The sequence below is a fragment of the Chryseobacterium sp. SIMBA_038 genome (assembly GCF_046535115.1).
Lineage (GTDB): Bacteria > Bacteroidota > Bacteroidia > Flavobacteriales > Weeksellaceae > Chryseobacterium.
Genome location: NZ_JAWRXH010000026.1, coordinates 1 through 445, shown reverse-complemented (window position 1 = coordinate 445; position 445 = coordinate 1). Strand labels below are relative to the sequence as shown.

Genomic DNA, 445 nt, shown 5'->3' with positions numbered 1-445 from the left:
CTAAAATATCACAACCATCATTAAATAATAATTTCTGGGTATTGATATTTTTCCCACCGTATATTCCAATTACTCTTGCTGTAATATTTTCTGTCAGTTTCTCAATGATTTCGGTTACCTGTACCACCAATTCTCTTGTAGGAACAAGTACTAAAACAGTTGGATTTCCTGTTTTATTATACTTCCAAGTCTTTAGAACAGGTAAAAGATAGGCCAATGTTTTCCCCGTTCCTGTCTGTGCAATTCCCATTACATCTCGCCCGGAAAGGATAGGCTTTAAACTTTTCTCCTGAATAGGGGTAGGCTCAAATAATTCTAAATCCGCTAAAACATCAAGAATCTTAACCGGCAGGTCAAAATCTGCAAAAGTGAGTTTTTCCATTTTGCAAAGATAGGTATTAATATGTAGAATTTAAAATCAGGTTTAAAAGGGGCCAGATGATAG

1 protein-coding gene is annotated in these 445 nt (G+C 35.3%); it reads right to left on the bottom strand.

Annotated features, from left to right (window positions below; translation table 11 throughout):
* Positions 1-382 (bottom strand): DEAD/DEAH box helicase (locus tag SB689_RS22550; protein WP_410694314.1); only part of this gene is annotated, 382 nt, incomplete at its 3' end.
* Between the last annotated feature and the right edge of the window lie 63 nt (positions 383-445).